The 25264-nt window shown below is 64.2% G+C and carries 27 protein-coding genes; 9 read left to right on the top strand and 18 right to left on the bottom strand.

Annotated features, from left to right (window positions below; genetic code table 11):
• Positions 1-20 precede the first annotated feature (20 nt).
• The 4 genes from J4E58_RS24030 to J4E58_RS24015 all read right to left on the bottom strand — a co-directional run bounded on the left by J4E58_RS24030 (position 21) and on the right by J4E58_RS24015 (position 2796).
• On the bottom strand, positions 21-695 hold the full coding sequence (locus tag J4E58_RS24030) for an urease accessory protein UreF (RefSeq protein ID WP_087089937.1): 675 nt from the start codon (positions 693-695) through the stop codon (positions 21-23).
• Positions 692-1192, bottom strand: a complete 501-nt coding sequence (ureE, locus tag J4E58_RS24025; protein WP_087089939.1) for an urease accessory protein UreE — start codon at positions 1190-1192, stop codon at positions 692-694. The genes J4E58_RS24030 and ureE overlap by 4 nt, the downstream gene beginning before the upstream one ends.
• Positions 1193-1460: 268 nt before the next feature.
• Complete coding sequence (locus tag J4E58_RS24020; protein ID WP_009041936.1) at positions 1461-2093, bottom strand: TetR family transcriptional regulator; 633 nt, start codon at positions 2091-2093, stop codon at positions 1461-1463.
• A gap of 238 nt (positions 2094-2331) precedes the next feature.
• On the bottom strand, positions 2332-2796 hold the full coding sequence (locus tag J4E58_RS24015; protein ID WP_087089941.1) for a hypothetical protein: 465 nt from the start codon (positions 2794-2796) through the stop codon (positions 2332-2334).
• 388 nt (positions 2797-3184) lie between these two features.
• On the opposite strand from J4E58_RS24015, the gene J4E58_RS24010 reads away from it, so the two are divergent.
• Positions 3185-5260, top strand: a complete 2076-nt coding sequence (locus J4E58_RS24010) for an AsmA family protein (RefSeq protein ID WP_087089943.1) — start codon at positions 3185-3187, stop codon at positions 5258-5260.
• A 131-nt stretch (positions 5261-5391) separates the two neighbouring features.
• Here J4E58_RS24010 and J4E58_RS24005 read toward each other — a convergent pair whose 3' ends face one another.
• Positions 5392-6303: a LysR substrate-binding domain-containing protein gene (locus tag J4E58_RS24005; protein WP_087089945.1), complete on the bottom strand. Its 912-nt coding sequence runs from the start codon at positions 6301-6303 to the stop codon at positions 5392-5394.
• Between the two features lie 143 nt (positions 6304-6446).
• Here J4E58_RS24005 and J4E58_RS24000 point away from each other — a divergent pair, with 143 nt between their 5' ends.
• From J4E58_RS24000 to J4E58_RS23990, 3 genes are all read left to right on the top strand, one after another.
• Complete coding sequence (locus J4E58_RS24000; RefSeq protein WP_087089947.1) at positions 6447-7085, top strand: FMN-dependent NADH-azoreductase; 639 nt, start codon at positions 6447-6449, stop codon at positions 7083-7085.
• A gap of 9 nt (positions 7086-7094) precedes the next feature.
• Entirely contained in the window at positions 7095-7400 is a 306-nt protein-coding gene (locus J4E58_RS23995; protein ID WP_007932767.1) for a multidrug efflux SMR transporter, read from the top strand.
• Positions 7401-7708: 308 nt separating this feature from the next.
• Entirely contained in the window at positions 7709-8599 is an 891-nt protein-coding gene (locus J4E58_RS23990) for a triacylglycerol lipase (RefSeq protein WP_053259454.1), read from the top strand.
• Positions 8600-8702: 103 nt separating this feature from the next.
• Here J4E58_RS23990 and J4E58_RS23985 read toward each other — a convergent pair whose 3' ends face one another.
• Entirely contained in the window at positions 8703-9590 is an 888-nt protein-coding gene (locus J4E58_RS23985; protein ID WP_009041942.1) for a DMT family transporter, read from the bottom strand.
• Positions 9591-9686: 96 nt separating this feature from the next.
• On the opposite strand from J4E58_RS23985, the gene J4E58_RS23980 reads away from it, so the two are divergent.
• The 3 genes from J4E58_RS23980 (at position 9687) to J4E58_RS23970 (ending at position 12011) form a co-directional block, all read left to right on the top strand.
• Positions 9687-10475 carry a helix-turn-helix transcriptional regulator gene (locus J4E58_RS23980; protein WP_062823813.1) on the top strand — a complete coding sequence of 263 codons (789 nt, stop codon included), beginning with the start codon at positions 9687-9689 and terminating at the stop codon, positions 10473-10475.
• 71 nt (positions 10476-10546) lie between these two features.
• Positions 10547-10837 (top strand): PsiF family protein, encoded by a 291-nt coding sequence (locus J4E58_RS23975; RefSeq protein WP_007932771.1) that lies wholly within the window; start codon positions 10547-10549, stop codon positions 10835-10837.
• Positions 10838-11000: 163 nt separating this feature from the next.
• Positions 11001-12011, top strand: a complete 1011-nt coding sequence (locus J4E58_RS23970; protein ID WP_009041944.1) for an AI-2E family transporter — start codon at positions 11001-11003, stop codon at positions 12009-12011.
• Between the two features lie 110 nt (positions 12012-12121).
• On the opposite strand, the gene J4E58_RS23965 is transcribed toward J4E58_RS23970, so the two are convergent.
• Positions 12122-13387, bottom strand: a complete 1266-nt coding sequence (locus J4E58_RS23965; RefSeq protein ID WP_087089949.1) for an Hsp70 family protein — start codon at positions 13385-13387, stop codon at positions 12122-12124.
• A 299-nt stretch (positions 13388-13686) separates the two neighbouring features.
• Between J4E58_RS23965 and J4E58_RS23960 the strand changes: the two genes are divergently transcribed.
• Positions 13687-14625, top strand: coding sequence for a DnaJ C-terminal domain-containing protein (locus J4E58_RS23960; protein WP_053259456.1), 939 nt, complete (start codon positions 13687-13689; stop codon positions 14623-14625).
• A 40-nt stretch (positions 14626-14665) separates the two neighbouring features.
• Positions 14666-14968, top strand: coding sequence for a chaperone modulator CbpM (locus J4E58_RS23955; RefSeq protein WP_007923674.1), 303 nt, complete (start codon positions 14666-14668; stop codon positions 14966-14968).
• A 181-nt stretch (positions 14969-15149) separates the two neighbouring features.
• Here the strand turns inward: J4E58_RS23955 and J4E58_RS23950 are convergent, their stop codons facing one another.
• The 11 genes from J4E58_RS23950 to urtB form a co-directional block, all read right to left on the bottom strand.
• Positions 15150-16286, bottom strand: coding sequence for a sensor histidine kinase KdpD (locus tag J4E58_RS23950; RefSeq protein ID WP_007930998.1), 1137 nt, complete (start codon positions 16284-16286; stop codon positions 15150-15152).
• 155 nt (positions 16287-16441) lie between these two features.
• The gene (gene ureC, locus J4E58_RS23945) at positions 16442-18142 is read right to left on the bottom strand and encodes an urease subunit alpha (protein ID WP_087089951.1); all 1701 of its coding nucleotides are present in this window, start codon (positions 18140-18142) and stop codon (positions 16442-16444) included.
• Between the two features lie 141 nt (positions 18143-18283).
• Positions 18284-18592, bottom strand: a complete 309-nt coding sequence (locus J4E58_RS23940; RefSeq protein ID WP_009041950.1) for an urease subunit beta — start codon at positions 18590-18592, stop codon at positions 18284-18286.
• A complete protein-coding gene (locus J4E58_RS23935; RefSeq protein ID WP_087089953.1) occupies positions 18589-19122 on the bottom strand; it encodes an N-acetyltransferase in 534 nt (177 codons plus the stop codon). The genes J4E58_RS23940 and J4E58_RS23935 overlap by 4 nt, the downstream gene beginning before the upstream one ends.
• A gap of 6 nt (positions 19123-19128) precedes the next feature.
• Positions 19129-19662, bottom strand: coding sequence for a GNAT family N-acetyltransferase (locus tag J4E58_RS23930; protein WP_087089955.1), 534 nt, complete (start codon positions 19660-19662; stop codon positions 19129-19131).
• An 8-nt stretch (positions 19663-19670) separates the two neighbouring features.
• Complete coding sequence (gene ureA, locus J4E58_RS23925) at positions 19671-19973, bottom strand: urease subunit gamma (RefSeq protein WP_007927275.1); 303 nt, start codon at positions 19971-19973, stop codon at positions 19671-19673.
• Between the two features lie 130 nt (positions 19974-20103).
• Positions 20104-20943 carry an urease accessory protein UreD gene (locus J4E58_RS23920; protein ID WP_087089957.1) on the bottom strand — a complete coding sequence of 280 codons (840 nt, stop codon included), beginning with the start codon at positions 20941-20943 and terminating at the stop codon, positions 20104-20106.
• A gap of 42 nt (positions 20944-20985) precedes the next feature.
• On the bottom strand, positions 20986-21684 hold the full coding sequence (urtE, locus tag J4E58_RS23915; RefSeq protein WP_087089959.1) for an urea ABC transporter ATP-binding subunit UrtE: 699 nt from the start codon (positions 21682-21684) through the stop codon (positions 20986-20988).
• Positions 21685-21811: 127 nt separating this feature from the next.
• The gene (gene urtD / locus J4E58_RS23910) at positions 21812-22672 is read right to left on the bottom strand and encodes an urea ABC transporter ATP-binding protein UrtD (RefSeq protein ID WP_087089961.1); all 861 of its coding nucleotides are present in this window, start codon (positions 22670-22672) and stop codon (positions 21812-21814) included.
• On the bottom strand, positions 22669-23748 hold the full coding sequence (gene urtC / locus J4E58_RS23905) for an urea ABC transporter permease subunit UrtC (protein ID WP_087089963.1): 1080 nt from the start codon (positions 23746-23748) through the stop codon (positions 22669-22671). The genes urtD and urtC overlap by 4 nt, the downstream gene beginning before the upstream one ends.
• On the bottom strand, positions 23748-25244 hold the full coding sequence (gene urtB / locus J4E58_RS23900; RefSeq protein WP_087089965.1) for an urea ABC transporter permease subunit UrtB: 1497 nt from the start codon (positions 25242-25244) through the stop codon (positions 23748-23750). The genes urtC and urtB overlap by 1 nt, the downstream gene beginning before the upstream one ends.
• Positions 25245-25264 lie beyond the last annotated feature (20 nt).

The raw sequence follows: 25264 nt of genomic DNA, 5'->3' as shown, positions 1-25264 counted from the left end.
CCGACTTTTCGTACAGACCCCTAGGAACGGAACAGGCGGCTGTACTGGCGCTCATGGGCCATGCACGCCAGGGACAGGCCGAAGGCGGCGCTGCCGTAATGTTCGGGGTCGAGGTTCGAGGCATTGCGCTGGGCCTCTTGCAGCAACGGCAACAGTTCGCTGGTCAGGCGCTGAGCAGCCTGCTGGCCCAGGGGCAGGGTTTTCATCAGCACCGCCAGCTGGTTTTCCAGCCAGCTCCACAGCCAGGCGGCCAGGGCGTCCTGCGGGCTGATCCGCCAGGCCCGCGCGGCCAGGGCCCAGCCCAGGGCCAGGTGCGGCTCGGCGATCTGCGCGAGAAAGGCGCGGGCCGGCGGATCCAGCTCCGGCAGGCCGTTCAGCAGCTGTTGCAGGGAATAGCCCATTTGCCGGCTTTCCTGGTGCAGCTCGCGGGTTTCGCGGCTGGCGCGATGTTCCTGGCACAGCTGCAGCAACCGCGCCCAGTCCTCGTCCGCGGCCGCCTGACAATGAGCCAGCAACAGCGGTGCTTCGAAGCGCGCCAGGTTGAGCAGCAACTGGTCGCCGATCCAGCGTCGGGCGCTGTGCGGGTCGTTGACCCTGGCCTGTTCCACGGCCATTTCCAGGCCCTGGGAATAGCTGTAGCCGCCAATCGGCAGCTGTGGGCTGGCCAGGCGCAGCAGGGCCCAGGCCGGGTTCATTGACGGACGCCGAACTGGTGCAACCGCGGCGCGTAGTTGAAGTCCTCGTCGCCGTGGCGGGAATGATGATGGCCGCCGCCGTAGGCGCCGTGTTCCGGCTGGAACGGCGCCTCGATGGTTTCGGTATTGGCGCCGAGCTGTTCGAGCATGGCCTTGAGCACATAGTCGTCGAGCAGGCGCAGCCAGCCATCGCCGACTTGCAGGGCGACGTGGCGGTTGCCCAGGTGGTAGGCGGCGCGGGTCAGTTCGAAGGCATTGCGGCAGGTGACATGCAACAGGGTTTCCGGACGCGCGCAAACCCGCACGATCCGGCCGTCTTCGGCTTGCAGGCATTCGCCGTCGTGCAGCGGCGACTGGCCACGCTCCAGAAACAGCCCGACGTCCTCACCGTCGGCACTAAAACAGCGCAAGCGGCTTTTGCTGCGGGCTTCGAAGGTCAGGTGCAACTCGGCGGACCAGTCGGGTTGCGGCGCGATTCTGCGATGAATCACCAGCATTGGAAGGCTTCCAGCTATGAGCGATGCAGGGTGTAGAGCAAGTGCCTTGCCAATCGCCCGGTCTGATCGGAAACGGGTGGAAAGCGCCTGAAAATGGGGCAGGCTTCTGTTTTATTTTGTTACAAATTCAGGGTGTGCGCTGATTTATAGCACTGACTTGGTGCGTTGTGCTGTTTTTTGATGCGCGGCGAAGCGCCGCCCTGGCGCGAGCCATGGCGGGCAGATGAGGCGGTGGAGGAGGTTGTGCGGTTGAGCGCAGCGGCGGGGGTTATTCGGTGCTGCCCAGCCCTTGCCAATGCTTGAGGCCGATAAAGATGAAACGCAGCTGCTGGGTGATTTTCGCCTGGGGCGTGAGGTGCTCGGGCAGGGCTTGCGCGGGCGGATCGATGATGTCCGGCAAGGTGGCGAACACACTTTTGACGATCAGGTCGGCCATCACCGTCAGGTCGGCGATGTTCAGGTGTTGCAGCTTGGGCATCAGGGTCAGGTCGGCCGCCAGGTCGGCGCTGATGTTTTCCCGCAGGCTGGCGATCGCCTGGCGCACCGGCAGCGAACCGCCGTACTGCTCGCGGGCGAGGAACAGGAACTGCGAGCGGTTGGCTGCCACTACATCGAGGAAGATCCGTACCGAGGCATCGATGATGCCGCCCATGACAAATTCGTTATGGCGCACCAGGCGGATGGTTTCGCGGAAGGTCTGGCCGACTTCGCTGACCAGTACCAGGCCGAGTTGGTCCATATCGTCGAAATGCCGGTAGAAACCGGTCGGCACTATGCCGGCGGTTTTCGCCACTTCGCGCAGGCTCAGGCTGCCGAATCCGCGGCCGCATTCCATCAGGTGGCGGGCAGCGTCCATCAGAGCGTTGCGAGTCTGTTGTTTCTGTTCGGCGCGGGGCAGCATCGGCGGGCTGGTTTTCTGATCAAGAGAGCGGCGCACTCTAGCAAATCAACTTTGCCGGCGTCGAACCTGGTGGGGGCGGTGAGCTGAAGGCGAGACCTGGATCGGAGCGGTGGACGCAGAAAAAAACGGTGCGGCTCAGGAAAAAACAAAGCCCGATCCAGGGACCGGGCTTTTCTGTAGAGGCATCATAGGCTTGACTCACAGCTGGGTTGCGTTAGGCCAAACGGTCGTTGCCGTCTTAAACCAGACCTTTCTCTTCCAGGCGATCACGGCCACCTTCGGCTACAGCCTGGCCCAAGGGAGTGCGATCGAAGCCGTCTTCAGCCAGGGTCTGGCCTTGTGGGGTACGGTCGCCGCCATCGGAAGCCAGGGTCTGGCCTTGTGGGGTACGGTCGCCGCCATCGGAAGCCAGGGTTTGGCCTTGTGGGGTACGGTCGCTGCCGTCAGAGGCCAGGGTCTGACCTTGTGGGGTACGGTCGCTACCGTCGGAAGCCAGGGTTTGGCCTTGTGGGGTACGGTCGCTACCGTCGGAAGCCAGGGTTTGGCCTTGTGGGGTGCGGTCGCTGCCATCGGAAGCCAGGGTCTGGGTGAATACCGAGGTGCTGGCCTTGACTTGTGGGGTAGCCTGTTCAGCGGCTGGCAGGGCGAAAGCATTGGCTGCCAGGATCGAGAGAGTCAGGCTAAGCAGTAATTGGCGTTTCATGATGGGTTGCTCCTTGGGAGGGCGATAAAGTGGGTACGGAGCCAATGTTACGCGCGCAAAATCGATATAAAAGTTCATAAAGACAATGGTAATAATCAACAGAATTGATTGTTCTGCCCGAGGGCTCTAGAACGGGCGTTTCCGAAGAAGGGTTTTGCACCGGGGTGGGTATTTTCGACCCATCTGCGCCTCGCAAAAGTGCGGCGGCGGTAACGCCAAGCTGGCGCTTCGGTCAGGAAAATCCGTGCTTTTGTGTCTGATTCGCGGCTTTGGGTTAAACCTGCGGGCCGTTTGTCAGTCCTAGTTTTCATGACCGGTGGATTTCAACCCCGGCCGTTCACAGGGGCGTCGTTATCCCGGTGCCCTTCAGTAGTCAGGAGCCCTGTGCATGACGCGCACTCGTAAAATTCTCGCCTGGACAGTCGGTAGCCTTTTCCTGCTGCTGGCCGTGCTGGTACTGATCATCGCGTTCTTCGATTGGAACCGGATCAAGCCGCCACTCAATGCCAAAGTCTCCGAAGAACTGCATCGCCCCTTCGCCATCAATGGCAACCTGGCGGTGATCTGGCAGCGCGAGCCCGACGAAGGCGGCTGGCGGGCCTGGGTGCCGTGGCCGCATGTGGTGGCCGAAGACCTGACCCTGGGCAACCCCGACTGGTCCAAGTCGCCGCAGATGGTCAGCCTCAAGCGCGTTGAGTTGCGCATTTCACCCTTGGCATTGCTGGCGCAGCGCGTGCGCATTCCGCGTATCGACCTCACCGAGCCGAACGCCGCCCTCGAACGCCTGGCCGACGGCCGCGCCAACTGGACCTTTCAGTTCGACCCGAAAGACCCGAATGCCGAGCCCTCCAACTGGGTGGTGGACATCGGCGCCATCGGCTTTGACAAAGGCCATGTCACCCTCAATGACCAAAGCCTGAAAACCCGCCTCGACCTGCTGATCGACCCGTTGGGCAAGCCAATTCCGTTCAGCGACATCGTCGGCGACAAGGCAGCGAAGAAAGCCGAGGAGAAAGGCGCGGCTCCCCAGTCCTATGCCTTTGCCTTCAAGGCCAAGGGGCAATATCACGGCCAGGCGCTCGCCGGTTCCGGCAAGATCGGCGGCTTGCTGGCGCTGCAGGACGCGAGCAAGCCATTTCCGCTGCAAGTCCAGGCAACGATCGGCGATACCCGTGTCGAACTGGCCGGCACCCTGACCGACCCGCTCAACCTCGGCGCCCTGGATCTGCGCATGAAGCTCGCCGGCACCAGCCTGGGCAACCTGTACCCGCTGACTGGCGTGACCCTGCCGGACTCGCCGGCCTATGCCACCGATGGCCACCTGACCGCGCAGTTGCGCGACCCGGCCGGGGCGAAGTTCCAGTACCAGGATTTCAACGGCAAGATCGGCGACAGCGACATTCACGGCAACCTGACCTATGTCGCCAGCCAGCCGCGGCCCAAGCTGACCGGCGCGCTGGTGTCCAATCAGTTGCTGTTCAGCGACCTGGCGCCGCTGATCGGCGCCGACTCCAACGCCGAGCAGAAGGCCCGGGGCGGCGACAGCAAGCAGCCGGCGGACAAGGTGTTGCCGGTGGAAGAGTTCCGCACCGAGCGCTGGCGCGACATGGACGCCGATGTCGAGTTCACCGGCAAGCGCATCGTCCATAGCGCCGACTTGCCCTTCACCGACCTGTACACCCACCTGGTGCTCGACGACGGGCGCCTGAGCCTGGAGCCGCTGCGTTTCGGCGTGGCTGGCGGCAAGCTGGATGCGCAGATTCGCCTCAACGGCCAGGCCACGCCGCTGGAAGGCCGGGCCAAGCTGACCGCGCGCAACTTCAAGCTCAAGCAGCTGTTCCCGACCTTCGAGCCGATGAAAACCAGCTTCGGCGAACTCAATGGCGATGCCGATATCGCCGGGCGCGGCAATTCGGTGGCGGCCCTGCTCGGCAGTACCAATGGCGAGCTGAAGATGCTGATCAACGACGGCGCCATCAGCCGCAGCCTGATGGAGATCGCCGGGCTCAACGTCGGCAACTATGTGATCGGCAAGATGTTTGGCGACAAGGAAGTGAAGATCAATTGCGCCGCCGCCGACTTCGGCATCAAGACCGGCCTGGCCACCAGCCGCCTGTTCGTGTTCGACACCGAGAACGCGATCGTCTACATCGACGGCACCGCGAACATGGCCAGCGAGCAACTGGACCTGACCATCACCCCGGAATCCAAGGGCCTGCGCCTGTTCTCCCTGCGCTCGCCGCTCTATGTGCAAGGCAAGTTCATCAAGCCGGAGGCCGGGGTCAAGGCCGTGCCGCTGATGTTGCGCGGCGCCGGCATGGTGGCGCTGGGGGTGATCGCCGGGCCGGCGGCCGGGTTGCTGGCGCTGGTGGCACCGAGCGGCGGCGAGCCGAACCAGTGCGCGCCGCTACTCGAGCAGATGCGTTCGGGCAAGGCGCCGGTGGCGGTCAAGCCGACGCGTTGAGAGCAAACGGAGTTTTCCTGTAGGAGCGAGCTTGCTCGCGATAGCCGCGAAGCGGCGACCTGTCTGCCAAAACTGGTCATCCTTGGCGATCTTTTCGCGAGCAAGCTCGCTCCTGCCTGGTCCCTGGGGCATTAGCCGGCGGCGAGCAGCGGATGCCCGGCTGCCTGGGCCTCTTCGCGCAACCACTGGAAAAACACCCGCACCGGCGGATGCCGTTCGCGCCCGGGCACGCACAAGGCGCTGTAGCCCGCGCCGTCGACATGGATCTCCGGGCGATACGGCAGCAACAGGCCGCTGGCCACGCTTTCCGACACCAGGATATTGCTGGCCAGCACCAGGCCCTGGCCGGCAATGGCCGCCTGCAGGGCGTAGTGTTCCTCGTCGTATTCGCGAATCACCGGGCGGCCCTGCATCCAGCTTTCCTGCGCCTTGTCGCACCAGGCCTCCCAGCCATGGGCGTAGAGCTTGGAGTTGTGCCAGCGCACGCTGATCAGCGTCGGCGTCTGTTGGCGAGCCAGGGTTACCTGCTCCGGCGAGCCGTAGACCGCGAAGCATTCGTCGAACAGGCACAGCCCATAGAGATTCGGGTAGTCGTCCAGGCTGTAGCGGATCACCAGGTCGACGCTCGCATCCTGTTGCAGGTCGATGACCTCGCAGTTGGTGTCCAGGCGCAGGTTGATGTTCGGGTGCCGGGCATAAAAACGCCCCAGGCGCGGCACCAGCCACAGCGCGGCGAAGGCCGGCGTGGTGGAGATCATCAGGTTCGCGCCGCTGCGTTGCGGGCGCAGGCTGTCGACGCTCTGCGCCACTTCCAGCAAGGCGCCGTGCAGGCTGTGGAACAGCCGTTCGCCGCATTCGGTCAGGCGCACCTGGCGCGGCAGGCGCTGGAACAGCGGCACGCCCAGCCAGCTTTCCAGGGAGCGGATCTGGTGGGAAATCGCCGTGGGCGTAACCGACAGTTCCTCGGCGGCAGCCTTGAAGCTCAGGAGCCGGGACGCCGATTCGAAGGCGCGCAGGGCGGTCAGCGGCAGGTTGGCAAACATACTGGGTCACCTTATGGGTGAAATTAATTCATCCTGATCAACTATTGCTCATTTGTTCCATAGGGCCTGCATCAATAGCTTTATTCCTCGCCCAGGAAGGCTTTTTACGGTCTTCCAGAATGTTCCAGGATGAGGAATGACAGATGAGCAGAATTCTAGCAGTACATGGCAGCCCCCGTGGCGAACGCTCCCATTCGCGGCGGCTGACGGAGCGCTTTCTCCAGGCCTGGCTCGAGGCCCATCCCCAGGGCAAATTGACCCGCCGGGAAGTCGGTCGCGCTTCGCTGCCCCACGTCAGCGAAGCCTTCGTCGCCGCGGCGTTTTATCCCGAACCCCAGGCGCGGCCCTTGTCGATGCAGGCCGACCTGGCCCTGAGCGACGAGCTGGTGACGGAGTTGCTGGAACATGAACTGCTGGTGATCTCGGCGCCGATGTACAACTTCAGCGTGCCCAGCGGCCTCAAGGCCTGGGTCGACCAGATCGTGCGCCTGGGCCTGACCTTCAATACCGTCCAGGACAACGGTGTCGCCCAGTACGAGCCGCTGGTGCGGGGCAAGAAAGCGCTGATCGTCACCAGTCGCGGCGGCTTCGGCTTCGGCCCGGGCGGCGAACTGGAGGCCATGAACCATGCCGACCCATGGTTGCGCACGGCGCTGGGCTTTATCGGTATCGACGACGTCACAGTGGTCGCGGCCGAAGGCGAGGAATCGGCCGAGCGCACGTTCCAGGTGTCCTGCGCCGAAGCCGAGCAGCGCCTGCTGGCACTGGCGCGAACCTTCTGAGGAGGCGACATGGCCTGGCTGTTCTTGCTGATCGCCGCCGCCTTCGAAGTCACCTTCGCCATGGGCATGAAGTACGCCGAGGGGTTCACCCGGTTGTGGCCGTCGCTGCTGACGGTGGTGGCCGCGCTGGGCGGCATCTACTTCCTGACCCTGGCGATGCGTGAACTGCCGGTGAGCATCGCCTACCCGATCTGGACCGCCATCGGCTCCCTGGGCACGGTGTTCCTCGGTTTCGCCTTGCTGGGGGAGAGCCTGACGCTGGTCAAACTGCTGTCGGTGGGGCTGATCGTGGCCGGGGTGGTGGGGCTGAAATAGCGTATCCCTTGTAGGAGCGAAGCTTGCTCGCGATGGGCTGCGTAGCAGCCCCAAACCCGCTCAGGTTCTACTGGAAGAAATCCATTGCCTGAATCGGGGCTATCGCGAGCAAGCTTCGCTCCTGCAGACCCGGGGCGATCCATTTATAGCCAGTCCCCTGTAGCGAGCTTGCTCGCGTTAGCCTTGGGGGAATGTCATACAGTGGTCGTGAAGCTGTCATCTTGGCTGTCGATGCTCTTGGCTGCTGTCCTGCATCCAGCCTTGGGCGCCGCGGTCCCTGATACAAGTCCGATCACAAGGATGTTCCCATGTCCCAAGAGCTTGCCACGCGTTACCCGCTGGTCCTGGTCCCCGGCATGCTGGGGTTTATCCGGCTGGTGCTGTACTCCTACTGGTTCGGCATCGAGTCGGCGTTGCGCCGCGGCGGGGCCACGGTGATTGCGGTGCAGGTCTCGCCGCTGCACTCCACTGAGGTGCGCGGCGAGCAATTGCTGGCGCGGATCGAGGAGATCCGCCGCGAAACCGGCGCGGACAAGGTCAACCTGATCGGCCACAGCCAGGGCTCGCTCACCGCCCGCTATGCCGCGGCCAAACGGCCGGACTGGGTGGCCTCGGTGACCTCGGTGGCCGGGCCCAATCATGGCTCCGAACTGGCCGACTACATCGAGCGCCACCATTCCATCGACACCCTGCGCGGGCGTGTGCTGAGTTTTATCCTGCGGGTGATTGCCGTGCTGATGAGCTGGCTCGACACCGGTTATCGCGGGCCGAAGCTGCCGGCGGATATCCATGCCTCGCACCGCTCGCTGACGAGCGAGGGCGTGGCGCTGTTCAACCGCCAGTATCCCCAGGGCCTGCCGGACACCTGGGGTGGGCAGGGACCGGAAGAGGTCAACGGGGTGCGCTACTACTCCTGGTCCGGCACCTTGCAGCCGGGCAAGACCAATCGCGGGCGCAACCTGTTCGACGGCACCAACCGCACTTGCCGGCTGTTCGCCAGGACCTTTGTCCGCGAGGCCGGGCAATGCGATGGCATGGTCGGCCGCTACAGCTCGCACCTGGGCACGGTGATTGGCGACGATTACCCCCTGGACCACTTCGATATCGTCAACCAGTCGCTGGGGCTGGTGGGCAAGGGCGCCGAGCCGATCCGGCTGTTCGTCGAGCATGCGCAGCGGTTGAAGGCGGCGGGGGTATAGCCAGAGAGGGATGTGGCGGTCTTGAGATGTATCGCGAGCACGCTCTCTCCTACAGGATCGCGCGGTCCCCGGTAGGAGCGAGCTTGCTCGCGATGACGATCTGTCAGGCGACGCTGGCCTTGCGCCCCAGCGCGGTGGTCCAGCGTTCCGACAGAATCACCCCGCCCAGGGTCAGCACCCCACCCACCAGGTGATACAACGCCAGCTGTTCATGCAGCACCACGGCGGCAATCAGCGCGGTGATCAGCGGCAGCAGGTTGAAGAACAGCGTGGTGCGGCTCGGTCCCAGGCGTACCACCGCCTGCATCCAGGCCAGCGGCGCGAGCATCGAGGCCAGCAGGCAGGCATAGAGCACCAGGGGAATGTTGTGCAGGGTCAGGCCGGTTTTCGGCGAGGCCAAAAACAGCGGAAACAGCACCACCACGGCCACCAGCACCTGCAGGTACAGCAGCACCAGCGGCGGCAGGCGCAGCTGCCATTTTTTCAGCAGGGTGCTGTAGATCGCGTAGGCCAGGGTGGCGATCAGCATCATCGCGTCGCCCAGGTTCACCCCCTGTTCCAGCAGCACGTCGAGGCTGCCGGACGACACCACCACCAGCACCCCGGCAAACGACAGCACGGCACCGGCCAGGGCGCCGGCCGTCAGGCGCTGGCCGAGGCTGGCGATGGCCATGGCCAGCGACATCAGCGGCATCAGCGAGAGGATGATGCCCATGTTGGTGGCCGAGGTCAGGGTCGCGGCGAAGTAGGCCAGGCTCTGATACACCGCCATGCCCAGCACGCCGAGGATGAAGATCTTGCCCAGGTTCGGGCGGATCACCGCCCAATGGGCGACCACTGCCTTGAGCATGAAGGGCGTGAACAACAGGCCGGCCAGCAGCCAGCGATAGAAACCGATCTCCGCGGGGAAGATCGCCCCGACCGCCAGTTTGTTGATGACGGTATTGCCGGCCCAGATAAAGACGGCCAGTAACGGATAAGCGTATTGCATGAGGAAAACCAGAACGTTGATGAAGGGTGATTATCCCTCTGTCTGGATCCAGGCCTATACTTCGATCCAGACAACCCGCCCCTGAATCCGGACAGCATGAGCAAAAAACACATCGACCTGCTGCCCTTCAGCGGTCTGCCGGCGCCGGTGTACTTCCGCTACGCCGATTTCGACGCCCACAGCCATGCGCTGGAACATCGCCACCCCTGGGGCTGCCTGGAATATTCGGCCCATGGCGTGATGCACATGGAGATCGCCGGCCAGCGCTTTATGTCGCCGCCACAGTACGCCATCTGGATTCCGCCGGGCACCGAGCATAGTTTCTACAGCCCGCAACCGATCGTGTACCGCGCCGTGTGTCTGGCCCCGGAGTTGTGCCAGGCGCTGCCGCAGCAGGCCTGTACCCTGGCCATCAGCGATATTCTCAAGGCGATCCTCAAGGACTTCGCCGCGCGCGACGTGCAGATTCCCGAGCAGGAAGCGGACAGCCGCCTGGCCCAGGTAATGCTCGACCAGTTGCAACAGGCGCCGGTGCATGACGGTTACCTGCCGTATGCCAGCAGCCCGGCCTTGCTCGGTGTGCTGGAAGCGTTGCAGGCCGCCCCGGGGGATAACCGCGCGCTGGCCGATTGGGCGCGGCAGATCCACGTCAGCGAACGCACCCTGGCCCGGCAATTCGTGCGCGAGCTGGGCATGAGTTTCGGCGAATGGCGCCAGCGCCTGCGCTTCCTGGCGTCCATCGAGGCGCTGGACAGCGCGCGCAGTGTCCAGGAGGTGGCGTTCGACATGGGCTACAGCAGCGCCTCGGCATTTATCGCGATGTTCCAGCGCCAGGCCGGTTGCACCCCCGAGCAGTACCGGCGCACCAGCCTACAGAACAGGTGAACCTGTAACAGGGTTTGTCTACACTGCGCTGGAGGCCGCGCCCGTCGGTGCGGTAACAAGGAGAAAACTCCATGAAGATGCTGCGTATCCCTTTGTTGATGGTCGGTCTGCTGCTCTGTTCCCAAGGCTTTGCCGCCACCGCCCAGCAGAACAAGATGACCACTTGCAACGCCGACGCCACCGCGAAAGCCCTCAAGGGCGATGAACGCAAAGCCTTTATGAGCACCTGCCTGAAAGCCACGCCGGCTGCCGCGGCAACCCCGCAGGAACGGATGAAGACCTGCAACGCCGACGCCACTGCCAAAGCCCTCAAGGGCGATGAGCGCAAGACCTTCATGAGCACGTGCCTGAAGAAGCAATAACCTTCTCCCTCGCAGGCGCGAGCTTGTTCACGGTCCGGTCGCGGCGGTTTGCCTGACACACCCTGTATCGTTGATCGCCAGCAAACCCGCGCCTGTCGGCCTCGCATCGTCAGTGCAACGCTGGCAGACTGCCAATCCTTTCACGCTGTTTGTTTGAGGCTGTATGCCAACGTTTTCTCAGCGTCATCTGTTGTTGTTCAGTTGGGTGATCATCTTCGGCGGCCTGTTGCTGGTAATCCCGTTGCGGCTATTACCGAGCCTGCTGGCGGGCCTGCTGGTGTTCGAACTGGTCAACATGCTCACCCCGCAACTGCAACGGCTGATCGAAGGTCGGCGGGCGCGCTGGTTGGCGGTGGCCCTGCTCGGCACCCTGGTGGTCAGCGTGCTGACGCTGCTGTTCGCCGGCGCCATCAGCTTCCTGCTGCACGAAGCGGAGAACCCGGGGGCTTCCCTGGACAAATTCATGACGGTGGTGGACAAGGCGCGCGGCCAGCTGCCGCCGTTCCTCGACTCCTATCTGCCGGCCAGCGCGGCGGAGTTCCAGGTGGCCATCGGCGCCTGGGCCAGCAAGCACTTGAGCGAGCTGCAACTGGTGGGCAAGGACGCGGCGCACATGTTCGTGACCTTGCTGATCGGCATGGTGCTGGGGGCGATCATCGCCTTGCAGCGCGTGCCCGATCTGACCAAGCGCAAGCCACTGGCGGCTGCGCTGTTCGACCGCCTGCACCTGCTGGTCCAGGCCTTTCGCAACATCGTGTTCGCGCAGATCAAGATTTCCCTGCTCAACACCTTCTTCACCGGGATCTTCCTCGCGCTGATCCTGCCGATGTTCGGGGTCAAGCTGCCGCTGACCAAGACCCTGATCGTGCTGACCTTCCTGCTGGGGCTGTTGCCGGTGATCGGCAACCTGATCTCCAACACCCTGATCACCATCGTCGGCATGTCGCTGTCGATCTGGGTGGCCGCGGCGGCGCTGGGCTACCTGATCTTTATCCACAAGCTGGAATACTTCCTCAACGCGCGGATCGTCGGCGGGCAGATCAGTGCCAAGTCCTGGGAGTTGCTGTTGGCGATGCTGGTGTTCGAGGCGGCGTTCGGCCTGCCGGGGGTGGTGGCCGGGCCGATCTACTACGCGTACCTGAAGAGTGAATTGAAGCAGGCGGGGTTGGTTTAAAAGCAGCTGCAAGCTTCAAGCGGCAAGCGGCAAGCGGCAAGCTGCAAGTTTGAGGCAGATAAGGCTTCTGCTTTTACTTGCGGCTTGTAGCTTGCAACTTGCCGCTGCTTTTATCCGTAACGTTTCTTCGCTTCGATCGCCAGGCCGCTACCGATGCTGCCGAAGATATTGCCTTCGACATGGCGGGCGTTGGGCAGCATGTCCGCGACGCTCTGGCGCAGGGCCGGGATGCCGCTGGAACCGCCGGTGAAGAACACCGTATCGACCTGGCCGACGCCGACATTGGCATCGCCCAGCAGTTGCGTGACGCTGCCGCGGATGCGCTCCAGCAGGCTGTCGATGGACGACTCGAACAGCGCCCGGCTCAGGTCCACGCTCAGGCCGGCCTCGATACGGTCCAGGGGCACCATGCGGTTGTCGGCGTGGGTCAGCTGGATCTTGGTCTCTTCCACTTCCATGGCCAGCCAGTGCCCGGCGCGCTGTTCGATCAGCTTGAACAGGCGGTCGATGCCGCCGGTGTCTTCGATGTCGTAGCGCATGCTGCCCAGGGCCAGCTGGGACTTCTGCGAGTACACCGAGTTGATGGTGTGCCAGGTCGCCAGGTTCATGTGGGTGCTGGTGGGCATGTAGGCGCCGCTCTTCATCCGGCTGCCGTAGCCGAACAGCGGCATCAGGCCCTGCAAGCTCAACTGTTTGTCGAAGTCGGTGCCGCCGATGTGCACGCCGCCGGTGGCGAGGATGTCCTCGTGGCGGTTGTCCAGGCCACGGCGCTCGGGCGACAGGCGCACCAGGGAGAAGTCGGAAGTACCACCGCCGATGTCGACGATCAGCACCAGCTCTTCGCGCTCGATGGTCGACTCGTAGTCGAAGGCCGCGGCAATCGGCTCGTACTGGAACGAGACTTCCTTGAAGCCCAGCTTGCGCGCCACTTCCACCAGGGTGTCCTGGGCCTCCTGGTCGGCGGCGGCGTCGTCATCGACGAAAAACACCGGGCGACCCAGCACCACTTCCTCGAACTCCCGGCCGGCGGCGGCTTCGGCGCGGCTCTTGAGCTGGCCGATGAACAGGCCCAGCAGGTCCTTGAACGGCATCGCCGTGCCCAGCACGCTGGTGTCGTGCTTGATCAGCTTGGAACCCAGCAGGCTCTTCAGCGAGCGCATCAGCCGGCCTTCGTAGCCTTCCAGGTATTCGTGCAGCGCCAGGCGGCCATACACCGGACGGCGTTCTTCGATGTTGAAGAAGACCACCGACGGCAGGGTGATCTTGTCGTCCTCCAGCGCAATCAGCGTTTCCATGCCGGGGCGCAGCCAGCCGACCGTGGAGTTGGACGTGCCGAAGTCGATACCGCAGGCACGGGCCGCAGATGCGTTTTTCATGTCTTTCGAGTTCCGGTTGGAAAAAACGGCCGCGCAGTGTATGCCAGTCGTTCGCAGAATCGAAGGCCGACTATCCGCTAAATCGAAACCCGCAAGCCTTGAAAGACTATTCTTCACCCCAAACTTGCAGGCATGGGCCGGGCAGCCATCGGGCGGTCGCAAGAACCGCCGCCAGCTGCCGATAAACTTCTGCTGCGCCGCGTGAGTCACAGTATTGAGATCGATCAGCCTTGACGCTGTTCAAGAGTGCATGCTGTACGTCCCGCCGCGCCATATTGATAACGGATGGTGATCCTTAGATGGACTTCAAAGACTATTACAAGATTCTCGGGGTGGAGCCGACGGCGGACGACAAGGCGATCAAGGCCGCCTATCGCAAGCTGGCGCGCAAATACCACCCGGATGTCAGCAAGGAAAAAGACGCCGAAGCCAAGTTCAAGGACGCGTCGGAAGCCTACGAAGCGCTGAAAAGCGCGGACAAGCGGGCCGAATACGACGATCTGCGGCGTTACGGCCAGCACGGCCAGCCGTTCCAGGGCCCACCGGGCTGGAAGGGTCGCGCGGATGCCGGCGGTTTCGGCGATGGCGGGGATTTTTCGGACTTCTTCAGTTCGATCTTCGGCAACCGCGGGCCGGGTTTCGGCGGTGGACAATCGCGCAGCGCCGGGCGCAGGGGGCAAGACGTGGAAATGGAATTACCGATCTTTCTGGAAGAGACCCTGTCGGCCGAGTCGAAGAAGGTCAGCTTCAAGGTGCCGCAGTACAACGCTGCCGGCCAGCACGTCAGCAACACCAGCAAGAGCCTGAACGTGAAGATCCCGGCCGGCGTCACCGACGGCGAGCGTATCCGCCTCAAGGGCCAGGGCGCGCCGGGTGTCGGTGGCGGGGCCAATGGCGACCTGTACCTGACCATTCGTTTCGCGCCCCATCCGAAGTTCGATATCGAGGGCGAGAACCTGATCATCACCTTGCCGCTGGCCCCTTGGGAGCTGGCGCTGGGAACCGAGGTCGCGGTGCCGACCCTGACCGGCAAGATCAACCTCAAGGTGCCGGCCGGCAGCCAGAACGGCCAACGCATGCGTGCCAAGGGCCATGGCCTGCTGAACAAGGCCGGGCATCGCGGTTATCTGTTCGTGCAGCTCAAGGCCGTGATGCCCAAGGCCTCCGGCGATGACGTCAAGGCGCTGTGGCAGGAGCTGGCGAAAAAGGCCGCCTTCAATCCGCGGGAGCATTTCTGATCTGCAACCCATTCTGATCTGAAACAAGGAGTCGCTAACCATGAGCACCCTGATCGTTCAGCTGGATATGGAAGAGTTCTGCGAGGTGGCCGATCTGCCGGCCGCCTATGTGATGGAAATTGTCGAGCACGGGATCCTCGATCCCCATGGCTCGGCGCCACGGGATTGGCGTTTCACCGATTACGAACTGGCGGTCGCCAAGCGCGCCGCCAAGTTGCGGCGTGATCTGGAACTGGAGTGGGAAGGCGTCGCCCTGGCGCTGGAACTGCTCGACGAAGTCCGCGAATTGCGCACGGAAAACCAGATGCTCAAGCAGCGCCTGGGGCGTCTGCTCAGTGAGTGACGAGCGTCTGTAGGCGCTGCCGAGCCTGCGAGGCTGCGTTCGAGGACGGAGTCCTCGCAAAACCTGCATTAGCGGTTTACCTGAAGGAAAGCAGTGCCCGGTTTACGACCGCTCCGCGGTCGAGCGCAGCCTCGCAGGCTCGGCAGCGGCTACAGGGATGTCGGCAGTTTGCTCTCTACGACTATTCGGCGTGGGACACCCGCGGCAGGGTCACGGTGAAGGTGGTGCCATCGGCTTCGCTGGAGCTGACCTCGATGCTGCCTTGGTGGGCAGTGACCACTTCCTTGACGATGAACAGGCCCAGGCCGAGGCTGGTGGAGGAGCTGCCGAGTTCTTCGTTGGCGCTGCGCACCAGCGGATCGAAGAGGGTACTCAAGGCTTCCTTGGGGATCGGCGGGCCGTAGTTGTGGATGGTCAGCAGCACCTGCTCGGCGGCGCCGGTGAGGGTGACGGTCACGGTGTGGTTATTGCTGCCATGCTGCAGGGCGTTGCCGATCAGGTTCTGCAGCATCTGCTCGATGCGCCCGCGATCCCAGATGCCATGGCTGTCGCCATGGAAGTTCAGCGCCGGCGTGCAGTCCGGCCAGCCGGCGCAGGCTTCGTCCATGGCCGCCTTGGCGGCACTGGCCATGTCCATGGGCGCCGGTTCGATGGGCAGGCTGCTGCCCAGGCGGCTGCGCACGAACTCCAGCAGGTCGCCGACCATCGTCGCCATGTGCCGGGAGCTGCTCTTGATCCGCGACACGTAGGCCAGCGCATCGGCGTCCAGCGCGACTTTGCGCGCCAGCATCTCGGTGGACATGCTCACCGCCTGCAAGGGGGTTCGCAGGTCGTGGCCGAGAATCGCCAGGAAGATATCCCGCGAACGGTTGACCTGTTCGGCATAGGCCGCGGTGGACTCGGCCAATGCTTCGTCTATGGCTTCGTTGAAACGGATCATGTCCTGGAAATAGGCCAGTTCCGGCGACTCCAGGCTGGCGACCCAGAGGCGGATCACGCAGGCGCGCAGGTGGCGGAATTCCGAGGTCATCTGCACCAGGTCGAAGCCCACGTTGTGGCGCAATTCGCCATGGCTGGCGGCGGCTTCGTCGAGGCTCGGGGTCTTTTCCGGGCCTTCGCCCCGCGCCTTGGCGGCCTGTTCGCTGGCGGTCTGGGCAGTGCGCATGTCGCGAGCGGCGGCCAGCAGGATGGACTTGGCGTGGTCGCGCAATTGCAGGCGGGTCAGGGAGTCGGTATCGGGGGCAATGGATCGGGCGAACCGCTCCCACTCATCAACGATGCGATCAACCTGTTGCACGATGAAATCGGGTAGACGCATGGCCGGGAACCTTGTCAGGCAGCAAGAGTGAGGACGGCGTGTCGAATTCTAGTCGCGATTGAGCCGTTCAACACGGTAAGACGTCCGGCTTTGCTGACCGTTGGGCGGCCCGGATGGGCGCCCGTTGGATCCAGGTTTCTAGAACAGCCAGGTTTCTAGAACAGGAAGTAGCGCTGCGCCATCGGCAACACGTCCGCCGGTTCGCACCAGAGCAGCACGCCGTCGGCCTTGACCTGATAGGTCTGCGGGTCAACCTCGATATCCGGCAGGTAGTCGTTGTGGATCAGGTCGCTCTTTTGCACGTCGCGGCAGCCCTTGACCACAGCGATCTGCTTTTTCAGCCCCAATTGTTGCGGCACCCCGGCCGCCAGCGCGGCCTGGCTGATAAAGGTCAGGCTGGTGGCGTGCCGGCTGCCACCGTAGCTTGCGAACATCGGCCGGTAATGCACGGGTTGCGGGGTCGGGATCGAGGCGTTGGCATCACCCATCAGGCTGGCGGCGATGGCCCCGCCCTTGAGGATCAATGTCGGCTTGACCCCGAAGAACGCCGGACGCCAGAGCACCAGGTCGGCCCATTTGCCGATTTCGATGGAGCCCACTTCGTGGCTGATGCCGTGGGTGATCGCCGGATTGATCGTGTATTTGGCGATGTAGCGCTTGACCCGGAAGTTGCTGTTGCCGGCGCCGTCGCCCGGCAGCGGGCCGCGCTGGCGGTGCATCTTGTCGGCGGTCTGCCAGGTGCGGGTGATGACCTCGCCGACCCGGCCCATGGCCTGGCTGTCGGAGCTGATCATCGAGAAGGCGCCCAGGTCGTGGAGGATGTCTTCGGCGGCGATGGTCTCGCGGCGGATGCGGCTTTCGGCGAAGGCCACGTCCTCGGCGATGCTCGGGTCGAGGTGGTGGCAGACCATCAACATGTCCAGGTGTTCGTCGATGGTGTTGCGGGTGAACGGCCGGGTCGGGTTGGTCGAGCTCGGCAGCACGTTGGGCAAGCCGCAGGCCTTGATGATGTCCGGGGCATGGCCGCCGCCGGCGCCTTCGGTGTGATAGGTGTGGATGGTGCGGCCCTTGAACGCGCCGAGGGTGGTTTCGACGAAGCCCGATTCGTTGAGGGTGTCGGTGTGGATTGCCACCTGCACGTCGTACTGGTCGGCGACGCCCAGGCAGTTGTCGATGCTGGCCGGGGTGGTGCCCCAGTCCTCATGGAGCTTGAGGCCGATGGCCCCGGCCTTGACCTGCTCGATCAAGGGTTCCGGCAGGCTGGCGTTGCCCTTGCCGGTGAAGCCGATGTTCATCGGGAACGCGTCCGCCGCCTGGAGCATGCGCGCCATGTGCCACGGCCCCGAGGTGCAGGTGGTGGCGTTGGTGCCGGTGGCCGGCCCGGTGCCGCCGCCGATCATGGTGGTGACGCCGCTCATCAGCGCCTCTTCGATCTGCTGCGGGCAGATGAAGTGGATATGGGTGTCGATGCCGCCGGCGGTGAGGATCATGCCCTCGCCGGCGATCACTTCGGTGCTGGCGCCGACAGCGATGGTCACGTCGGGCTGGATGTCCGGGTTGCCGGCCTTGCCGATGGCGGCAATGCGTCCGTCCTTGAGGCCGACGTCGGCCTTGACGATGCCCCAGTGATCGATGATCAGCGCGTTGGTGATCAGGGTGTCGACCACCTCGGCCGCCAGCAGTTGGCCCTGGCCCATGCCGTCACGGATCACCTTGCCGCCGCCGAACTTCACTTCTTCGCCGTAGGTGGTGAAGTCCTTCTCGACTTCGATCCACAGCTCGGTGTCGGCCAGGCGCACCTTGTCACCGACGGTGGGGCCGAACATGTCGGCGTAGGCTTGGCGGGAAATCTTCATTGCACCTTCCTAAGAATTGAGTCGGGCACCTGTAGCCGCTGCCGAAGGCTGCGCTAAGGGCCGAAGGACCTTCGTTCGCTTTGAAATGCAGGGGCCGCTGCGCAGCCATCGCAGCCTGCGGCAGCGGCTACCGGGATTGCATCAGTCCAGGTCACCCATGACCCGCCCGGCAAACCCGAACACCCGGCGATGCCCGGCCAGGTCCACCAGTTCCACCTCCCGGGTCTGCCCCGGCTCGAAGCGCACGGCGGTGCCGGCCGGGATGTTCAGGCGCATGCCACGGCTGGCGGCGCGGTCGAAGGTCAGGGCGTCGTTGGTTTCGAAAAAGTGATAGTGCGAGCCCACCTGGATCGGCCGGTCGCCGCTGTTGGCGACGCTCAGGCTGAGGGTGCGGCGGCCGGCGTTGAGTTCGATGTCGCCGGGCTGGATCTGGTATTGGCCTGGAATCATACGGGTTGCCCCAGAGTCTTGAAGTAAATGGCGGTCGGGCTATAGGTGCCGTCCGGGCTTTGGCAGTAGTTCGGCAGTTCGCCGACGCGGGTGTAGCCCTGGGCGCTGTAGAAGGCTTCGGCGTCCGAGCCGGCTTCGGTGTCCAGGTACAGCAGGCCGCGTTTGTGCTGGCGCGCCGCCTGTTCCACGGCGTGCATCAACTGCTGGCCCAGGCCACGGCGGCGAGCGTCGTGGCGCACCTGCAGCTTTTGTACCTCGGCGCGATTGAGGCCGTTGGGCTTCTGGCACAGCGCCAGTTGCACGCTGGCCAGGACCCGCTCGTCCTGCACCACCACCCACAGCAGCAGGCTGCCGTCGGTCACGCTGGCCTGGACGCTGTTGACGTAGGCGCGGGCCTGTTCCTCGTCGAGGTCGGCCATGAAACCGACCGAGGCGCCGTGGCCCACGGCGTCGAACAACAGATCAATCAACCCCTGGCGATAGTGGGCAAAGCTCTCCGCATGGACTCGACGCAGTTGGGCAGCGTTCATCGGGTATCACTCCTTGTGGATGGTGGGCGGTGGCGCCCCCGGATCGAGGGTCAGCTGCATGAACGTCAGGTCCAGCCAGCGCCCGAACTTGGTGCCCACTTGCGGCATCTGTCCGGTGGTGACGAAGCCCATGCGTTCGTGCAGGCGGATCGAGGCGGTATTGCCGCTTTCGATGGCCGCGACCATCACGTGCTTGTCGCAGCTTTTGGCGCGTTCGATCAGCGCTTGCATCAGGCGCGGGCCGAGGCCGTTGCCGCGCTGGTCGTTGCGCACATAGACCGAGTGCTCGACGGTATGGCGGAAGCCGTCGAAGGGCCGCCAGTCGCCGAACGAGGCATAACCGAGCACGCTTTCGTCGGCGTCGACCGCCACCAGGATCGGATAACCCTGGGCCTGGCGGGCGCTGAACCAGGCCTGGCGATTGCCCAGGTCCACGGCCTGTTCGTTCCAGATCGCCGTGGTGTTGAGTACGGCGTCGTTATAGATATCGCGGATCGCCGGCAGGTCGGCATGCACGGCATCGCGGATGGAATACGTCATGGGCGGCCTCAGGCGATCGGTTGGTGGACGGTGACCAGCTTGGTGCCGTCGGGGAAAGTCGCTTCCACCTGGATTTCCGGAATCATCTCCGGGATGCCTTCCATTACTTGTTCGCGGGTCAGCAGGGTGGTGCCGTAGTGCATCAGCTCGGCCACGGTCTGGCCGTCGCGGGCGCCTTCGAGCAGCGCCGCGGAGATGTAGGCCATGGCTTCCGGGTAATTGAGCTTCACGCCACGGGCCAGGCGCCGTTCGGCCACCAGGCCGGCGGTGAATATCAGCAGTTTGTCTTTTTCGCGTGGGGTCAGGTCCATCGTTCAAAATCCGTTGTTGTAGGAGCGAGCTTGCTCGCGAAAAGTCTTGACGATAATGCGTACTGCCTGAAGGAATGCGGTGACTTGGCGTTTTTCGCGAGCAAGCTCGCTCCTACAGGGGCGTGGATATTCATGTGTTCCAGATCCTCGGCGGCAGCGCCTCGCGCCCCAACAGGGCCGGGCGCAACAGGCGCCACAGGTCGATCAGCCAGGCGCGGGCCAGCAGCGCTTCGCTGGCCAGGCAGCGGGCCACCAGCAGGCCGGGCAGTTGCGTCAGGTCGCCGCGCACGGCATGAGGCAGCGAACGGCAACGCTCCAGCAACTGGCTGGCGATTTCGCCGGTGGCCAGCAGGGTGGCGAAGACCGGCTGGCCGTCCAGGCCGATCGGCGAGTCGAGCAAGCCGTCGCCGCCGCCGATGCGCTGGCGTTCGTGCCACAGCAACTGGCCGTCGCGGCGGATGTCCAGGTGCGACTGGAAATGCCCGAGGTCGAAGCGCTCGTCGCTGGCGGGGCGGCCGAGGGCCACCACGTCCCAGTAGAACAGCCGGGCGTCGCCGTGCAGCTCGATACGGGTGCTCAGTTCGGCCTGGGCGGCGCTGAACACGATGGTTTCCTGGGGCAGCCATTCCAGGGTGGCGCCATCGGCGACGTTCAATTCCAGGGTCTGATAGGCGGGCCCGTTGGCGCGATACCACTTGGCGGCGCCGGGGCTGGTCAGTTGCGCCCAGGCATCGCGCTCGACCCTGGCGCGGATCTGCAGGCGGTCGCCGCCGGCAATCCCGCCGGGCGGATGCACGATGATGTGCTGGCAGACCTCGGGGCCTTCGGCGTACAGGTGTTTCTGCACCCGCAGCGGGCCCTTGTGCCGGCGCTGCACTGGGCGCGTGCTGTCGTCAAAGCGGGCGTAGCCGAGTTCCAGCTCGGCATGCCAGCTGGGGGTGAACAGGGCGGTGTGGGCTGGCAGGTTCATGGTTCGTGCTTAATGTCTGGACGTTACAGGCTAGATCGTAACTTAGATGGTAACCAGGCCGCGTACACCCTCGGCTTGCATATTTTCACCGCGGCCCTGCTGGACGATTTCGCCCCGGGACATCACCAGGTACTGGTCGGCCAGTTCGGCGGCGAAGTCGTAGAACTGCTCCACCAACAGGATCGCCATATCGCCGCGGGCCGCGAGTTTCTTGATCACCGCGCCGATTTCCTTGATCACCGATGGCTGGATGCCCTCGGTGGGCTCGTCGAGGATCAACAGCCGCGGCCGGCTGGCCAGGGCCCGGCCGATGGCCAGCTGCTGTTGCTGGCCGCCGGACAGGTCGCCGCCGCGCCGCTGTTTCATTTGCAGCAGCACCGGGAACAGCTCGTAGATGAAGGCCGGCACTTCCTTGGCCTCCTTAGCGCCAAAACGGGAAAGCCCCATCAACAGGTTTTCTTCCACGGTCAGGCGGCCGAAGATTTCCCGGCCCTGGGGCACGTAAGCGATGCCGGCATGCACCCGTTGATGGGGCTTGTAGGCGGTGATGGCCTGGCCTTCCCAGTTCACCGTGCCTTCCTTGGCCGGCAGCAGGCCCATCAGGCATTTGAGCAGGGTGGTCTTGCCCACCCCGTTGCGCCCGAGCAGGCAGGTGACTTCACCGACCTTCGCCTCGAAGCTCAGGCCGCGCAGGATGTGGCTACCGCCGTAGTACTGGTGAAGGTGTTGGACCTGTAGCATTGGAACTCCGTTAGTAGGGCGGCAAGGGGCAGTTGCAAGCGGCAAGCTTCAAGCTGCAAGTAAGAGCGAGGTGCATGGCTTTGCTGTTCACTTGCCGCTTGAAGCTTGCGGCTTGAAGCTGGCCGATTCATCGCCCCAAATAAACTTCAACAACGCGTTCATCGGCCTGCACCTGTTCCAGCGACCCTTCGGCCAGCACGCTGCCCTGGTGCAGCACGGTGACGTGGTCGGCGATCGAGCCGACGAAGCCCATGTCGTGCTCCACCACCATCAGCGAATGCTTGCCCGCCAGGCGCTTGAACAGCTCGGCGGTGAACTCGGTCTCGGCATCGGTCATGCCCGCCACCGGCTCGTCGAGCAGCAGCAACTGCGGGTCCTGCATCAGCAGCATGCCGATTTCCAGGAACTGCTTCTGGCCGTGGGACAGCAGGCCGGCCTGGCGTTCCACCGAGGCGGTCAGGCGAATGGTTTCCAGCACTTCGTCGATGCGGTCTTTCTGCTCGCCGGAGAGTTTCGCCCGCAGGCTGGCCCATACCGACTTGTCGGTGTTCTGCGCCAGCTCCAGGTTTTCGAACACGCTCAGGGCTTCGAACACCGTGGGTTTCTGGAACTTGCGGCCGATGCCGGCCTGGGCGATCTGCACCTCGCTCATCTGCGTCAGGTCCAGGGTTTCGCCGAACCAGGCCTTGCCGTGGGTGGGCCGGGTCTTGCCGGTGATCACGTCCATCAGGGTGGTCTTGCCCGCGCCGTTGGGGCCGATGATGCAGCGCAGCTCGCCGACGCCGATGTACAGGTTGAGGTCGTTGAGCGCCTTGAAGCCATCGAAGCTGACGCTGATGTCTTCCAGGGTCAGGATGGTGCCGTGGCGGGTGTTCAGGCCCTTGCCGGCGGCCTGGCCGAGGCCGATGGCGTCGCGGCTGGCGCCTGCATCCTTGTTGGCATCGAGGATAGGTTCGAGCATGAATTCGGCCGTCGGTGTGATTCTCATGATTCGCCCCTTTTCTTCAGCAAGCCGATGATGCCTTTGGGCAAATACAGGGTGACGATGATGAAGAGCGCCCCAAGGAAGAACAGCCAGTATTCCGGGAAGGCCACGGTGAACCAGCTCTTCATGCCGTTGACCACGCCGGCGCCGAGCAGTGGGCCGATCAGCGTGCCGCGACCGCCCAGGGCGACCCACACGGCGGCCTCGATGGAGTTGGTCGGCGACATTTCGCTGGGGTTGATGATGCCTACTTGCGGTACGTACAACGCCCCCGCCAGGCCGCACAGCACCGCGCTCAGCACCCAGACGAACAGCTTGAAGCCGCGTGGGTCGTAGCCGCAGAACATCAGGCGGTTTTCCGCGTCCCGCAGCGCGGTCAGCACCCGGCCGAACTTGCTCCGGGCCAGGCGCCAGCCGATATACAGGCTGGCCACCAGCAACAGCACGGTGGCCAGGAACAGCACCGCGCGGGTTCCAGGCTCGGTGATGCCGAAGCCGAGGATGGTGCGGAAGTTGGTGAAGCCGTTGTTGCCGCCAAACCCGGTCTCGTTGCGAAAGAACAGAAGCATGCCGGCGAAGGTCAGGGCCTGGGTCATGATCGAGAAATACACGCCCTTGATCCGCGAGCGAAAGGCGAAGAAGCCGAACACCAGTGCCAGCAAACCCGGCGCCAGCACCACCAGGCACAGGGCCCAGAGGAAGCTGCCGGTGCCGCTCCAGTACCACGGCAGCTCGGTCCACGAGAGGAAGGTCATGAACGCCGGCAGGCTGTCCCCCGCGGCCTGGCGCATCAGGTACATGCCCATGGCGTAGCCGCCGAGGGCGAAGAACAGGCCATGGCCCAGGGACAGCAGCCCGGCATAACCCCAGACGAGGTCCAGGGCCAGGGCGACGATGGCGTAGCAGAGGATCTTGCCCACCAGGGTCAAGGTGTAGGCCGAGACGTGCAGCGGGTTGTCCGGCGCCAGCAGCGAGAGCAGCGGCAGGGCCAGCAGCACCACCAGGATCAGCGCGCCGACGGCGACCGAGACCTTGGGCCCGGCCTTTTGTGTAGCGGTAACCAATAGAGGCTGATTCATCAGTCGATCACCCGTCCTTTCAATGCGAAGAGGCCTTGCGGACGTTTCTGGATAAACAGAATGATCAGCGCGAGGATCAGGATCTTGCCGAGCACGGCGCCGATCTGGGGTTCGAGAATCTTGTTGGCTACCCCCAGGCCGAACGCGGCGAACACGCTACCGGCCAGCTGGCCGACGCCGCCGAGCACCACCACCAGGAACGAGTCGATGATGTAGCTCTGGCCCAGGTCCGGGCCGACGTTGCCGATCTGGCTCAGGGCCACGCCACCGAGGCCGGCGATGCCGGAGCCGAGGCCGAAGGCGAGCATGTCGACCCGTCCTGTCGGTACGCCGCAGCAGGCGGCCATGTTGCGGTTCTGGGTGACCGCGCGCACGTTCAGGCCCAGGCGGGTCTTGTTCAGCAGCAGCCAAGTGAGTACGACGACAAACAGCGCGAAGGCGATGATCACGATGCGGTTGTAAGGCAGCACCAGATTGGGCAGCACCTGGATCCCGCCGGACAGCCAGGCCGGGTTCGACACCTCGACGTTTTGCGCGCCGAACACCAGGCGCACCAGCTGGATCAGCATCAGGCTGATGCCCCAGGTGGCGAGCAGGGTTTCCAGCGGCCGGCCGTAGAGATGGCGGATCACCGTGCGTTCCAGGGCCATGCCGATGCCGGCGGTGACGAAGAACGCCACCGGCAGGGCGATCAGCGGGTAGAACTCGATGGCCTGTGGGGCGTAGCGCTGGAACAGCAACTGCACCATGTAGGTGGAGTAGGCGCCGAGCATCAGCATCTCGCCGTGGGCCATGTTGATCACCCCGAGCAGGCCGAAGGTGATTGCCAGGCCCAGGGCCGCCAGCAGCAGGATCGAGCCCAGGGACATGCCGCTGAAGGCCTGGCCGAGCACCTCGCCCACCAGCAGCTTGCGCTTGACCTGGGCCAGGCTGGTTTCGGCGGCGGTGCGCACCCCGGCATCGGCTTCCACGCCGGGTTCGAGCAGGCCTTCGAGGCGGGTGCGGGCCAGCGGGTCGCCGGTTTCACCCAGCAGACGCACCGCGGCCAGGCGCACGGCCGGGTCGTCGTCCACCAGTTGCAGGTTGGCCAGGGCCAGGCTCAGGGCGTCGTGTACGGCCTGGTCCTGTTCGGCGGCCAGGCTGGCATCGAGGAATTTCAGCTGCGCCGGCTTGGCGCTTTTCTGCAACTGCTGCGCGGCGGCCAGACGGACTTTTGCGTCGGCGGCGAGCAGTTGATGGCTGGCCATGGCGGTGTTGATCAGACCCCGCAGGCGATTGTTCAGGCGCAAGGTCTTGGCTTGGCCATCGACGGTCAGCTGGCCTTGTTGCAAGGCGCCGAGCAGTTCGAGGCGCGCCGGGTCGGGCTGCGCGGCCCAGCTTTCCAGCAGCCTGGCCTGTTGCGTGGCGTTGGCCGCGACGAAGTCTTCGGCGTCTCCTGCGTGGACGGTGATCGGCAACAGCAGGAGGCAGGCCAGGAGCAGGCGAAAAAGGGACATGGTGACGTCCTTGAATGCGA

It is taken from the genome of Pseudomonas sp. FW305-25, from assembly GCF_017351415.1.
In the GTDB taxonomy this organism is placed as follows: Bacteria; Pseudomonadota; Gammaproteobacteria; order Pseudomonadales; family Pseudomonadaceae; genus Aquipseudomonas; species Aquipseudomonas chlororaphis.
This window is presented reverse-complemented; position numbering and strand designations above follow the sequence as displayed.

Coding starts and splice junctions, on each gene's coding strand:
- J4E58_RS24030 (WP_087089937.1), bottom strand. CDS start 695: ATGAACCCGGCCTGGGCCCTGCTGCGCCTGGCCAGCCCACAGCTGCCG.
- ureE (WP_087089939.1), bottom strand. CDS start 1,192: ATGCTGGTGATTCATCGCAGAATCGCGCCGCAACCCGACTGGTCCGCC.
- J4E58_RS24020 (WP_009041936.1), bottom strand. CDS start 2,093: ATGCTGCCCCGCGCCGAACAGAAACAACAGACTCGCAACGCTCTGATG.
- J4E58_RS24015 (WP_087089941.1), bottom strand. CDS start 2,796: ATGAAACGCCAATTACTGCTTAGCCTGACTCTCTCGATCCTGGCAGCC.
- J4E58_RS24010 (WP_087089943.1), top strand. CDS start 3,185: ATGACGCGCACTCGTAAAATTCTCGCCTGGACAGTCGGTAGCCTTTTC.
- J4E58_RS24005 (WP_087089945.1), bottom strand. CDS start 6,303: ATGTTTGCCAACCTGCCGCTGACCGCCCTGCGCGCCTTCGAATCGGCG.
- J4E58_RS24000 (WP_087089947.1), top strand. CDS start 6,447: ATGAGCAGAATTCTAGCAGTACATGGCAGCCCCCGTGGCGAACGCTCC.
- J4E58_RS23995 (WP_007932767.1), top strand. CDS start 7,095: ATGGCCTGGCTGTTCTTGCTGATCGCCGCCGCCTTCGAAGTCACCTTC.
- J4E58_RS23990 (WP_053259454.1), top strand. CDS start 7,709: ATGTCCCAAGAGCTTGCCACGCGTTACCCGCTGGTCCTGGTCCCCGGC.
- J4E58_RS23985 (WP_009041942.1), bottom strand. CDS start 9,590: ATGCAATACGCTTATCCGTTACTGGCCGTCTTTATCTGGGCCGGCAAT.
- J4E58_RS23980 (WP_062823813.1), top strand. CDS start 9,687: ATGAGCAAAAAACACATCGACCTGCTGCCCTTCAGCGGTCTGCCGGCG.
- J4E58_RS23975 (WP_007932771.1), top strand. CDS start 10,547: ATGAAGATGCTGCGTATCCCTTTGTTGATGGTCGGTCTGCTGCTCTGT.
- J4E58_RS23970 (WP_009041944.1), top strand. CDS start 11,001: ATGCCAACGTTTTCTCAGCGTCATCTGTTGTTGTTCAGTTGGGTGATC.
- J4E58_RS23965 (WP_087089949.1), bottom strand. CDS start 13,387: ATGAAAAACGCATCTGCGGCCCGTGCCTGCGGTATCGACTTCGGCACG.
- J4E58_RS23960 (WP_053259456.1), top strand. CDS start 13,687: ATGGACTTCAAAGACTATTACAAGATTCTCGGGGTGGAGCCGACGGCG.
- J4E58_RS23955 (WP_007923674.1), top strand. CDS start 14,666: ATGAGCACCCTGATCGTTCAGCTGGATATGGAAGAGTTCTGCGAGGTG.
- J4E58_RS23950 (WP_007930998.1), bottom strand. CDS start 16,286: ATGCGTCTACCCGATTTCATCGTGCAACAGGTTGATCGCATCGTTGAT.
- ureC (WP_087089951.1), bottom strand. CDS start 18,142: ATGAAGATTTCCCGCCAAGCCTACGCCGACATGTTCGGCCCCACCGTC.
- J4E58_RS23940 (WP_009041950.1), bottom strand. CDS start 18,592: ATGATTCCAGGCCAATACCAGATCCAGCCCGGCGACATCGAACTCAAC.
- J4E58_RS23935 (WP_087089953.1), bottom strand. CDS start 19,122: ATGAACGCTGCCCAACTGCGTCGAGTCCATGCGGAGAGCTTTGCCCAC.
- J4E58_RS23930 (WP_087089955.1), bottom strand. CDS start 19,662: ATGACGTATTCCATCCGCGATGCCGTGCATGCCGACCTGCCGGCGATC.
- ureA (WP_007927275.1), bottom strand. CDS start 19,973: ATGGACCTGACCCCACGCGAAAAAGACAAACTGCTGATATTCACCGCC.
- J4E58_RS23920 (WP_087089957.1), bottom strand. CDS start 20,943: ATGAACCTGCCAGCCCACACCGCCCTGTTCACCCCCAGCTGGCATGCC.
- urtE (WP_087089959.1), bottom strand. CDS start 21,684: ATGCTACAGGTCCAACACCTTCACCAGTACTACGGCGGTAGCCACATC.
- urtD (WP_087089961.1), bottom strand. CDS start 22,672: ATGAGAATCACACCGACGGCCGAATTCATGCTCGAACCTATCCTCGAT.
- urtC (WP_087089963.1), bottom strand. CDS start 23,748: ATGAATCAGCCTCTATTGGTTACCGCTACACAAAAGGCCGGGCCCAAG.
- urtB (WP_087089965.1), bottom strand. CDS start 25,244: ATGTCCCTTTTTCGCCTGCTCCTGGCCTGCCTCCTGCTGTTGCCGATC.